The organism is Butyrivibrio sp. FC2001 (assembly GCF_000424125.1).
Taxonomy (GTDB): domain Bacteria; phylum Bacillota; class Clostridia; order Lachnospirales; family Lachnospiraceae; genus Butyrivibrio.
Genome location: NZ_AUJH01000026.1, coordinates 38,069 through 49,157, shown reverse-complemented (window position 1 = coordinate 49,157; position 11,089 = coordinate 38,069). Strand labels below are relative to the sequence as shown.

General features: G+C 42.4%; 12 protein-coding genes. 4 read left to right on the top strand and 8 right to left on the bottom strand.

Annotated features, from left to right (window positions below; translation table 11 throughout):
* The 3 genes from G601_RS0112340 to G601_RS0112330 form a co-directional block, all read left to right on the top strand.
* Positions 1-214, top strand: a 214-nt coding sequence (locus G601_RS0112340) for a hypothetical protein (RefSeq protein ID WP_026665547.1), incomplete at its 5' end; no start/stop codon positions are given.
* Between the two features lie 279 nt (positions 215-493).
* Entirely contained in the window at positions 494-664 is a 171-nt protein-coding gene (locus G601_RS26160; protein WP_155834530.1) for a hypothetical protein, read from the top strand.
* A 91-nt stretch (positions 665-755) separates the two neighbouring features.
* The gene (locus G601_RS0112330; RefSeq protein ID WP_026665545.1) at positions 756-2,357 is read left to right on the top strand and encodes a dipeptidase; all 1,602 of its coding nucleotides are present in this window, start codon (positions 756-758) and stop codon (positions 2,355-2,357) included.
* Here the strand turns inward: G601_RS0112330 and G601_RS0112325 are convergent.
* The 6 genes from G601_RS0112325 to sufC are packed head-to-tail and all read right to left on the bottom strand — an operon-like array spanning position 2,351 to position 7,806.
* On the bottom strand, positions 2,351-2,710 hold the full coding sequence (locus tag G601_RS0112325; RefSeq protein WP_026665544.1) for a hypothetical protein: 360 nt from the start codon (positions 2,708-2,710) through the stop codon (positions 2,351-2,353). The genes G601_RS0112330 and G601_RS0112325 overlap by 7 nt on opposite strands.
* A 3-nt stretch (positions 2,711-2,713) precedes the next feature.
* Positions 2,714-3,175, bottom strand: a complete 462-nt coding sequence (gene sufU, locus G601_RS0112320; protein ID WP_026492309.1) for a Fe-S cluster assembly sulfur transfer protein SufU — start codon at positions 3,173-3,175, stop codon at positions 2,714-2,716.
* Positions 3,176-3,199: 24 nt separating this feature from the next.
* Complete coding sequence (locus tag G601_RS0112315) at positions 3,200-4,420, bottom strand: aminotransferase class V-fold PLP-dependent enzyme (protein WP_026665543.1); 1,221 nt, start codon at positions 4,418-4,420, stop codon at positions 3,200-3,202.
* A 17-nt stretch (positions 4,421-4,437) separates the two neighbouring features.
* A complete protein-coding gene (locus G601_RS25120; protein ID WP_196808885.1) occupies positions 4,438-5,601 on the bottom strand; it encodes a SufB/SufD family protein in 1,164 nt (387 codons plus the stop codon).
* Between the two features lie 5 nt (positions 5,602-5,606).
* Positions 5,607-7,016: a Fe-S cluster assembly protein SufB gene (gene sufB / locus G601_RS0112305; RefSeq protein ID WP_026665541.1), complete on the bottom strand. Its 1,410-nt coding sequence runs from the start codon at positions 7,014-7,016 to the stop codon at positions 5,607-5,609.
* A 10-nt stretch (positions 7,017-7,026) separates the two neighbouring features.
* Complete coding sequence (sufC, locus tag G601_RS0112300; RefSeq protein WP_026492313.1) at positions 7,027-7,806, bottom strand: Fe-S cluster assembly ATPase SufC; 780 nt, start codon at positions 7,804-7,806, stop codon at positions 7,027-7,029.
* Between the two features lie 237 nt (positions 7,807-8,043).
* Between sufC and G601_RS26480 the strand changes: the two genes are divergently transcribed.
* Positions 8,044-9,051 carry a putative manganese transporter gene (locus G601_RS26480; protein WP_026665540.1) on the top strand — a complete coding sequence of 336 codons (1,008 nt, stop codon included), beginning with the start codon at positions 8,044-8,046 and terminating at the stop codon, positions 9,049-9,051.
* 6 nt (positions 9,052-9,057) lie between these two features.
* Here the strand turns inward: G601_RS26480 and G601_RS0112290 are convergent, their stop codons facing one another.
* Positions 9,058-10,401 (bottom strand): sensor histidine kinase, encoded by a 1,344-nt coding sequence (locus tag G601_RS0112290; protein ID WP_026665539.1) that lies wholly within the window; start codon positions 10,399-10,401, stop codon positions 9,058-9,060.
* Complete coding sequence (locus tag G601_RS0112285; RefSeq protein ID WP_026492316.1) at positions 10,401-11,081, bottom strand: response regulator transcription factor; 681 nt, start codon at positions 11,079-11,081, stop codon at positions 10,401-10,403. The genes G601_RS0112290 and G601_RS0112285 overlap by 1 nt, the downstream gene beginning before the upstream one ends.
* Positions 11,082-11,089: the final 8 nt, after the last annotated feature.

Genomic DNA, 11,089 nt, shown 5'->3' with positions numbered 1-11,089 from the left:
GAACCTTCTGGTTGACTGGGTGTATTCGGGACACAGCCCATATATGAACGGAGATGGAGTTTTTGATGATGACGGATGGCCTTTGGACTATATCAGTACATTTAGATCATGGCAAGCCATGATGGAAGAAGGTCCCTGTATCGATCCTGACTGCACAGACATGCAATCTGAGGATAATTCTTGGGGGTTTCTTGATAGCGATACACCGTTTTAAGATTTTTGTATACCCACGGAGTACTCCGTGGGTAATAATAAAAAAGTGGCGGTTCTTAACTGCCAAAATCTGCTGGTTGTTAACTGCCAAAAAGTGATGGAAATAAACTGCCAAAATTTGCTGGTTTCTACTTGCCGTTTACACCCTTCCAACAAAAGTTATGTTCAAAAGTTTTTATAAAAGAACACTACCTAATCCGTGTGATAATTCTATGATAAAAAAATTTGTATTATACACATGTAAAGAACAAAAATGCTTTTGAACAGAGGGGGATTTATCATGAAAAGATTATATGCAGCTTTAGGCGGAGTAGTTTTAGCACTTTCAATCTTTTTCCAGGGATCGGCTTTTACAACCACAGCCATGTCAGCTGTTCCTGCAGAATATACAGTTAAAGAATCTGATTTTTTATCTTCATCTTCTACATTCCAAATGATTAAATATCCATAAATTCTCGCCTCAATCCCAAAATTGCATCCCATATAATTTATAATATATGTACCCCATGTACCACTGTGTTTCAAAATGAGGTATACGTCTTATGAGAAATAATAATCCTAAAAAAATACCCACCATCCTACTTTCAATATTAATAACAACAGCCACCATTTTATCCACATCGTTCACCGCTTCCGCCTGCACAGCCGTATATATCGGCAGCAAAGTAAGCAAAGACGGAACAACTCTTATTGCAAGAAGCAATGATCTTCAAGGTACCAACGGATGCTATGTCAAAATCACAGAACGCGTAGAAAATGAACCCGGAAGAACCATGCCAATAGATACAGCCGGAACAGTATTCGAAGAGCTTCCCGCAACAACCTACAGGTGCATATCCACTCCTTTTTTTGATAGTTTTCGACTTTATAACGAGTTTCAGGCAGATGCTGCAGTCTGTACAAATGAATATGGTGTATCAATGACTATGTCAGTAACTGCCTATTCAAATGAAAGAGCCCTGAAGGCAGATCCTCTAATAGAACATGGAATAACTGAAGATACGGTCAATGATCTTATTATCTGTCAGAGTACTACAGCAAAAGAGGCCACCAAAAAGCTGCTGTCGCTTATTGATAAGTACGGAAGCAGTGAAGTGAATATTGCTTATATAGCAGACCAGAAGGAAGTCTGGTACATAGAGATGTACACCGGACATCAATATGCTGCCGTGAAGCTTCCAGATGATGTTGTTAGCGTTTTTGGTAATGAATTTTCAATGGAATATCTCTCGGACTATGAAGAATGTATATTATCAACTGACCTGGAAAAAATCCCCAAGGACAACGGATTTGCAGTCTATGGAAAAAATAATGAATTAAATCTACTGGATACTTATTCCGGTCCGGAAACAGTCATCGATATCTCTCACATGAGAACATGGATAGGACATAGGATACTTTCGCCTTCTTCATATGATGACTACGACAAAAATGCCATTTATCCTTTATGCTTTGCACCAGATAAAAAGGTATCACTTCAGGATGTAATGGAGCTTATGAGAAATCGTTACGAAAACACCAAGTATAGTCCGGATGAAACAGGACGCACTGATATGAGTGTAATTGGCACTGATGAATCTATGAGTGTACATATAATTCAGATTTATCCTTCTGCAAAACCGGATATGTCCACCGTTGTCTGGGCTAGTCTTGGACCAGCTGTATACGGGGTATTTGTCCCGATATCCAATGCATCTAATAGTATATATGAAGCTTATGGACGTAATCAGAGCGTGGAACACTATTGGGAATTTGACACTGTAAATTATCCTTATTACAGGTTTAAGGAAATAAATACACTTTGCATAGAAAAAAATACCTATGAAATCTATGGTAAGCCCGTAAGAAAATACTGGCATGAGGCCGAGACTAAGATGATAGCCGGAATGGATAATGTATTAAAAAAAGCCTCAGAAATGGATCAGGATGAGGCTCATAACTATGTAACAAATTATTGCGAACATGCTCAGCAAAAAGCTTTTGAAGACGCAAGTCAGATTTTAAATGATGTCAGATGGTTCATGAGTGACGATAGCAGCACTTTAAAAAATGCCGTAAATCAAAAACTTGAAGTATTAGATGAAATGAGAGAATTGCTACCTATAATAATTCCCCTTGACCCTTCAGGCTATTCTCCTCAATAATTCTCTAAATCCTTAGTTCTTACAGGCTCTCCATTTAGCAAAATATAGCCCTTAGGAAGCGTTGCAACATCTATATGCTTGGTTCTTGCCTCATTATGCTTATGGGGCATAGAACCTGTCGAATTATCCCTTCTGCGCCTATTTGCAGTATCATATACCCCAGGCTCTCGATGAACATGGGGCATTGCTGATGATTCCTTTGAAGCCATAGCGCCTTCATAGCCCTGTGGAGCAGAAGGTCTCATTGTATTTACAGTTGGTTTTGTATTCTTATTCTTATTTTTCTTTGCTGCTGAACCTATAAGGCTGATGATTCCAAAAACCATCACAACATAATAAATAACATCCCTCATAAATCAATCACCTTCAGATGATACGTTACCTGCTTCTTCCGGATGCTCAAGCATCTTCTGCATTGTCTTCCATCCAAGAACAGCACACTTAACTCTTGCGGGCATGTGTGCGATATCCTGAAGTGCTGCAGCCTCATCGAGCTCCTCAATCTGCTCCTCATCCTTGATCTCGCCCTTTATCATTCCCATGAAGGTTCCGGCGAGCTTTATCGCATCCTCTTTTGATCTTCCGATAACCTGGTCAGCCATCATATCAACAGAAGCCTGTGAAATAGCACATCCTGAACCTGCAAACATAGCATCCTCGATCACGCCATCCACAATCTTAAGCTGCAGGGTAATGTCGTCTCCGCAGCTGGGATTAACGCCTCTGAGCACAAGATCCGGATTCTCCATCTCTCCCTTGTGGGAAGGGCGAAGATTATGCTCATTAACTATTTCTCTATATAAACCTTTTAAATCCATTTTATTGCCTTTCTATTACCCAATTCAGTCCTCATATCCCATTACTGAGCGAACCTTCTTCAGATGCTCCAGGAATCTGTCGACTTCCTCTTCTGTATTATAGAAGTATACACTGGCTCTTGCAGTAGAGCCTGCCCCTATAAACTGCATAAGGGGCTGAGCACAGTGATGTCCTGCTCTTACACATACATGATCATCATTTAAAACCGAAGAAATATCATGCGGATGAACACCGTCCATAGTAAATGTCACAATTCCGCTGTGCTTTGCAGGATCTGATGAACCATAAATCTTGATATAAGGAAGCTCCTTCATGCCGTTCATCATCTTCACAGTAAGCTTGTGCTCCTGCTCTGCGATAAAATCAAATCCAACCTTCTTAAGATACTCTATAGCAGCTTCAAATCCCACAGCACCTGCCGCATTGACAGTACCTGCCTCGAACTTGTGAGGAAGCTCTGCGTAGGTCGCATCCTCTCTTGTAACATACTCGATCATCTCACCACCTGTAAGGAAGGGTCTCATCTTTTCAAGCAGCTCTTCTCTTCCGTACAGAGCACCGATTCCCATGGGTGCCATTAGCTTATGACCTGATAAAGCATAAAAATCAGCACCGATTTCCTGAACATTCACCGGAATATGGGGTGCAGCCTGAGCTCCGTCCACAACCACTGTTGCGCCCTTTTCATGGGCATAAGCAGCTATTTCCTTAACGGGATTAGTGATACCAAAAACGTTAGAAACATGGCCGATGGACACGATCTTTGTCTTGTCTGTGATCTTGCTCTTATACTCAGCCTCTGTGATCACGCCCTCTTCATCGGGCTCTAAGTAAACAAGCTTAGCTCCCTTCTGCTTTGTAACCATCTGCCAGGGAAGAATGTTACTGTGATGCTCCATCACACTGATAACAACCTCGTCCCCTTCGTTTACGTTATCAAGGCCATAGCTGTAAGCCACAAGGTTAAGAGATTCTGTGGTATTTCTTGTAAAAATAATCTCCTCAGCCTTTGATGCACCGATAAAATCAGCCACGGTTTTTCTTGCGTGTTCATAGCGCTCCGTAGCGTCTACGCTCCAGTCATAGAGACCTCTTAAAGGATTCGCATTTGAATTCTCATAAAAATCCTTGATGGCATCCACAACCGCATTAGGACGCTGGGATGTAGCTGCATTGTCAAAATATATGTAATCCCCTTTGTTAAGAATAGGGAAGTCTTTGCGGAAATCTTCAGGTCTGGACATTTGTTGCTCCTTAATAATTACAATATAGTTCTAATAAACTGCTGTATGCGCACAATAATCGCTTCATCAGGAATCATGCGGGCAATTGACTCCATGCGGGCACGGATCATAAGCTTCTTAGCTGCTTCCTCATCGATACCTCTGCTCTCCATATAGAAGAGTATGTCATCTCCGAGCTGACCGATGGATGCACCATGACGTCCGTCCACATCCTCCTCGCCGCAGAGAATAACAGGCATTGTTCTGTTTATTACATCAGGGCTGAGAAGAAGTGTATCCTCCTGCTCATCACCTACAGAGCCTGCACTACCTGACTTGAAATCAAGAGTTCCTCTGAAGGTCTTAACTGCTTCATCAAGAAGGACACCTCTGAAGATCATGTTTGAAACTGTCTTCTTGCCCATCTGATCAGCAACATAGTTCATATCATAGCTCTGCTTGTTTCTGCAGAGATAACCTGTGTGGTTATCAAATGTGCTGGCATCTCCAAGGAGTGTAGTTCTGTTTCCACCCCAGGTCTTACCTGCACCAAGCTGCATGTTTATAGTGTGAACATAAGCCTTGTCATCGCAGATGCTTCCTATATCATCAAAGTGAACAAATCCTTCACTGAGCATCTGAACCTTAATAAGGTTTATCTTTGCACCTTCCTCAGCAAGAAGTCTTGTCTGAATTCCAAGGAATCCCTTTGCTTCAGGCTCTGAATCATACTCCATGATAACAGTTATCTCAGAATCCTTTTTAGCGTAAACAATCTGGCTTCCAAGCGCGCACTCGCCATCCTTAAGCACAAAATCGATATAAACAGGCTCTGTGACCTTACTTCCTTCTTCAGTGGTAATAAGCATCACTTCAGCATCCATCTCAGCCATGAGCTTATCAATCTCTACGCCCATTCCTGTGCGAACAATCTGGCTGTCATTAAGAGGTGCTGTATCACCGTTAGGTCCGGGAATATCTGTCTTCTTAGACTCTATCTTTGCTTTAGCTTTGGCAAAAATCCCGCGAACATCTTCCTCGGATATACTTTCTCTGACAATAACTCCTGCAGGTATCTTCTCAGGTTCCGGAGTTCTTGTACTTTTTATATATAAATCTTTTTCATCTATCTCGCTGTCGTTAGACTTCAAAAAGCGGTAAGTCAGCGCAGGGAGATGATTAACTTTCATCTTTAAATCCATTTTCATCAGCCTCCCGACATCTCAAGCTTAATAAGGTTGTTCATCTCTACTGCATACTCCAAAGGAAGCTCTTTTGAAACAGGATTAGCAAAACCGCTTACGATAAGCGCTCTCGCATCTGCCTCAGAAAGACCTCTGGACATCAGATAGAATACAGCCTCATCACTGATACGTCCGATCTTAGCTTCGTGTCCGACATCCGCATCATTAGTTCTGATATCCATTCCGGGAATAGTATCTGCTCTGGAAATGGAATCAAGCATAAGTGAATCACATGAAACAGAAGTCTTGGCATGCCTGGCCTCTTTATTAATGGTAACTGAACTTCTGTAGGTTCCGATACCGCCTGACTTTGAGATGGACTTGGTTGAGATCATGGAAGATGTATATTTTCCCTGATGTATAACCTTAGCTCCTGTGTCGAGGTTCTGGCCTTTTCCTGCAAAAGTGATACCTGTATATTCCATGTTAGAGTGGTCACCCTTAAGAATTGTCATCGGATACAGGTATGATGTATGTGATCCGAATGAACCTGAAACCCACTCCATACGAGCGCCCTCTTCAACCAGCGCTCTCTTGGTGTTCAGGTTGTACATATTCTTGGACCAGTTCTCAATTGTTGAATATCTGAGTCTTGCATTCTTCTTTACATAAAGCTCAACGCAGCCGGCGTGAAGGTTAGCCACATTGTACTTAGGCGCTGAACAGCCCTCAATAAAGTGAAGGTCTGCACCCTCATCTACTATAATTAGTGTATGCTCGAACTGACCTGCACCTGCAGCATTAAGTCTGAAGTATGACTGAAGCGGTATATCCACCTTAACTCCCTTGGGAACATACACGAATGAACCGCCTGACCATACTGCGCCGTGAAGGGCAGCATACTTGTGATCAGTGGGCGGAACCAGCTTCATGAAGTACTCATGAACCATCTCGGAATACTCACCTGTAAGGGCACTCTCCATATCTGTGTAAACAACACCCTGTGCTGCTACTTCGTCCTTAACGTTATGATAAACAAGCTCTGAGTCGTACTGAGCACCAACACCTGCAAGGGATTCGCGCTCTGCTTCCGGAATACCAAGTCTCTCAAAGGTATTCTTGATGTCCTCCGGAACATCCTCCCACTTGCCTTTCATATCAGACTTTGATCTTACATAAGAAGAAATGAGATTCATATCCAGATCATCTGTATCCGGACCCCAATCGGGCATCTCAAGCTTATTGTAAATTTCAAGAGATTTTAAGCGGAACTCTCTCATCCAATCGGGATCGTGCTTTTCCTCAGATATCTTCCTGACGATATCCTCGGTAAAACCATCCTCCATGCGGTAGAAGTCCTGCTCGTTCTCCACATCCTTTATGTCATAAACACTGCGGTCAATATCAACAACCGCCTTATTATTATCGCTCATATGTTTTACCTTATTTCAGCGGGCTGCAGCCATCGCATCCTTCACATCTTACGTATTTTTCGAAACCATTCTCATTGATCTCATCAACAAGACTTCCGTCACCTGTTGTCACAATATGTCCCTTTACAAGAACGTGTGTGTAATCAACATGAAGAGATTCAAGGATCTTGGTGCTGTGAGTGATGATAAGAAGCGCTCCGTCCTTCTTCTTCTGATATTCCTGAATACCCTTGGAAACAGTTCTTACCGCATCAACGTCAAGTCCTGAGTCAGTCTCATCGAGGATTGCAAGCTTAGGATTGAGCATTAGCATCTGAAGGATCTCTGCCTTCTTTTTCTCACCACCTGAAAATCCCACATTGAGGTCACGGTCTGCATACTCGCCATCCATTGTCAAAAGCTCCATAGCCTCGCCGAGCTGCTTTTTATACTGAAGGAGTTTTACAGGCTTACCAGTCTGCTCATGATATGCATTTCTGATGAAGCTTCCAAGAGAGATTCCGGGAACCTCAAGAGGATTCTGGAATGATAAGAACATTCCTGCCTTAGCTCTCTTATCTGCAGACTCCCCTGTAAGATCCTGTCCGTCAAAAATGATGGATCCACTGGTTACGTTATAATGGGGATTACCCATAAGTGTATAGCCGAGCGTAGATTTACCTGCGCCGTTGGGTCCCATAAGAACGTGAGTCTCTCCTGCTTTAATTTCTAAATTTATGTCGTGAAGAATAGGTAATTCCTCTACCGATGCAGATAGGTTTTTAACCTGCAATAATGACTGTTCTGACATTTGCGTTACTCCTTTAAATCCATTAAACCATGCTCTAATTGCACATAATCCGAATTATTATAGCATATAATAAGTAAAAATAGCATACTTTTCTAAATTCCTACTAGATTACTAGGTATTATATTGGCTTAAGCTAACAATTGCAACACCCTTATTTTACCTGACATTTGCAAAAGAGCTTCGAAAATGCTTAAATATACGTATTGTAAGCAATGATTTAATTTTGGAGATTAATATATGAATTTTTGGATTCCCATTTTAGAGGATACGATTGAGGACGGTCTCAAAATTCTTCCATTTCTTTTTGTGACATATTTAGTCATGGAGTATCTTGAACACCGCACCGGTGATAAGACACAGGAGATGGTAAAAAAGGCCGGCAAATTCGGTCCACTTTTCGGAGGTATCTTCGGAGCATTTCCGCAGTGCGGATTCTCAGCAGCAGCTTCCAACCTGTATGCGGGACGTGTTATCACCTTAGGAACCCTGATAGCCATTTATCTTTCAACATCAGATGAAATGGTACCGCTTTTCATATCCAAACAGGTTCCTGTTACCAAGATGATAACAATTATCGCCATGAAGGCAGTACTTGGTGTATTCTACGGCTTCATAGTCGATTTCGCCATCGTTCACTACAGACGTATGAAGAAGCGTACAGAGACAGATAATATCAAGATCGACGAGCTCTGTAAAAGAGAGCACTGCCACTGCGAAGAGGACACTCCCAGGATTTCGGCCCACAGAGGACGTACCGAGAGCGCTGAATCTTCAATGGCAAAGCCTATAAGCAAGGCTCAGGTTGCTAAGGAGACAAGCACAAAGCATGATCATTCCCATGAGGGACACGGCAACATCCTTCGCTCAGCTCTGGTACACACGCTACATATTTTCATCTATGTGCTCATATTTACACTTATACTAAATACTCTTATTGAATTTATAGGTGAGGATACACTTGCAGGAATTCTGAAGAATAAATCAGTACTCAGCCACGGACTGGCAGGACTTGTAGGTCTTATTCCAAACTGCGCGGCTTCTATTGTAATAACAGAGCTTTACCTATCAGGAATCATAACCTTCGGCGCCATGATGTCAGGCCTCCTTGTAGGCGCAGGTGTCGGTCTTCTTATTCTCTTTAGAGTAAATGAAGGCACCACCAGAAACATACAGATAACTGCTATCCTGTATCTGATTGGTACCTTCACCGGTTTTATTCTTGATCTTATAGGTATTGCCGTATAAAACGATTTATTTATTCTCGCTTTTTAATAATGGCAGAGTAACGATAAATCTCATTCTCTTATCATTATCAGCTTTAGCTTCTATAGATCCGCCATGTGATGTCGCGATTGCCCTGGCAACGGATAAACCGATTCCGTGCCCGCCGCTTTCGCGACTTCTTGATGTATCGGCTCTGTAGAACCTGTCAAACAATCTGTCCAGCTTGCCTTCAGGAATCTTTTCACATGTATTTGCAACTTCAAAAACGGCATTCCTCATGCCCTTATCGCTTTTAAGACTGACATCAACGCTTCCCTCTTCAGGAGTATATTTCATAGCGTTGTCTATGAGAAGAGTGCAGAGCTGGTTGTATGCGGCCTTATCTCCATTGATATGTATATTATCCTCAATATTGACGGTATAATTTATCTTCTTATAATCTGCCATGGCATTAAAATAAGTCGTACAATCTTCGGTGATCTTACTTATCTCAATATTTGAGAAAACAAGATTGATATTCTCCTCTTCCATTCTGGACAATGTCAGAAGATTTTTAACAAGGCCGTCCAGCCTTTTTATCTGATTCTTTGTGCTCTTAGTCCATTCGCTTTTCCCGTTTTCAAGCTCGATTACATCTATGTTGGCAGATATAACAGCAAGTGGCGTCTTAAGCTCATGTCCCGCATCAGTGATGAATCTCTTCTGCTTTTCAAGAGATTCAACCACCGGAGCAACCGCTTTTCCTGAAAAGAGATAGACCAGGATAAACATTGCGATAAGCGCGATAAGCCCCACAAGAAGAGTTCTGACAAGAAGCCTGTTGGCATTGTAAAAGCCGTTACTGCAGTCCGCAAAAAGAATGAGGTAAGAACCATCTTCATTCTTATTTATGAGATAGCGGTAATGCTTATCCACATATCCACTGGTCTTATTCTTCTTTAAAAACAGCTCCTTAGCATAGCTCTCAGCATCCTCTGAGGAAACCGCTGCGATATGCCCGGTGTTGATCTCAGTGACCTTTCCGGTCTCACTTAGCTTAACCCAGAAGTATCTCGATTGGAACGGAAGCTCAAGGGTCCTGTTATAGGCCATCTTATCGCCAAAAAACGGTTCCCCTGAAAATTTGTCGCCTCCGGGCTCCTGCCCCGGATTATCCCCAGGTCCCTGCTTTTTATCATCGGGAACAGGCACCTTGCCGTTCATATCGGGAAACATTCCGTTATTTTCAGCCAGGATATGCAGAATATCATCCGCACCTGTCTGAACCTGCAGATAATTAGCACCATTGATAAAACCGATTATTCCAATCAGTATCACTAAAAGTGACAACGTAGCTGTCAGAACGAACTTTCTTCGTAGCTTTTTTACCATTAATCTGTCCCCTTCTCATGTATGGAGTATCCGACTCCACGGGAAGCCTTTATTTCACAGGTTGCATCAAGAGATGTCAGCTTCTTTCTAAGGTTAGAAATATAAACCCAGACCACATTTACGTCAGCCTCGCCGTCTGCCCAGATTCTGTCCATAAATGCATCCACGGATATGACTCTTCCAGGGTTCTCCATCAGCATCTCAAGCATCTGAAACTCTCTGCCCACAAGCCTTATAGGTTCGTGATCCGGAGCCTTAAGCTCATATCCCGCTCTGTCCAGCTCGATATTTCCGCACCTTAAATTATTAGGAGCAAAATCCGACCTTCTCCTTGTCATGGCACGGATTCTTGCAAGAAGCTCACCCATTTCAAAGGGCTTTGTAATATAGTCATCAGCTCCAAGGTCCAGCCCCATTATCTTATCGTCAGTCTCTGCCTTAGCTGTCAGGAACAGAACCGGAGTGGATATGCCCTTTTCACGGATTCTCTTTAAAACCTCAGTTCCTTCAAGCCCCGGCATCATGATGTCCAGGATTATTCCGTCATATTCACTTGAAAGTATGTAATCAAGAGCATCCTGCCCGTTATACACAGCATCCACCGTGTAGCTTGAATGCTTAAGTATCGCCACAAGGGCATTTGATAAATCTCTCTCATCTTCTGCAAGAAGAAGCTTCATTTTGAACT

Excerpts from the sequence above, each read along its gene's own strand:
- G601_RS26160 (WP_155834530.1), top strand. The coding sequence starts at position 494 with ATGAAAAGATTATATGCAGCTTTAGGCGGAGTAGTTTTAGCACTTTCA.
- G601_RS0112330 (WP_026665545.1), top strand. The coding sequence starts at position 756 with ATGAGAAATAATAATCCTAAAAAAATACCCACCATCCTACTTTCAATA.
- G601_RS0112325 (WP_026665544.1), bottom strand. The coding sequence starts at position 2,710 with ATGAGGGATGTTATTTATTATGTTGTGATGGTTTTTGGAATCATCAGC.
- sufU (WP_026492309.1), bottom strand. The coding sequence starts at position 3,175 with ATGGATTTAAAAGGTTTATATAGAGAAATAGTTAATGAGCATAATCTT.
- G601_RS0112315 (WP_026665543.1), bottom strand. The coding sequence starts at position 4,420 with ATGTCCAGACCTGAAGATTTCCGCAAAGACTTCCCTATTCTTAACAAA.
- G601_RS25120 (WP_196808885.1), bottom strand. The coding sequence starts at position 5,601 with ATGGATTTAAAGATGAAAGTTAATCATCTCCCTGCGCTGACTTACCGC.
- sufB (WP_026665541.1), bottom strand. The coding sequence starts at position 7,016 with ATGAGCGATAATAATAAGGCGGTTGTTGATATTGACCGCAGTGTTTAT.
- sufC (WP_026492313.1), bottom strand. The coding sequence starts at position 7,806 with ATGTCAGAACAGTCATTATTGCAGGTTAAAAACCTATCTGCATCGGTA.
- G601_RS26480 (WP_026665540.1), top strand. The coding sequence starts at position 8,044 with ATGAATTTTTGGATTCCCATTTTAGAGGATACGATTGAGGACGGTCTC.
- G601_RS0112290 (WP_026665539.1), bottom strand. The coding sequence starts at position 10,401 with ATGGTAAAAAAGCTACGAAGAAAGTTCGTTCTGACAGCTACGTTGTCA.
- G601_RS0112285 (WP_026492316.1), bottom strand. The coding sequence starts at position 11,081 with ATGAAGCTTCTTCTTGCAGAAGATGAGAGAGATTTATCAAATGCCCTT.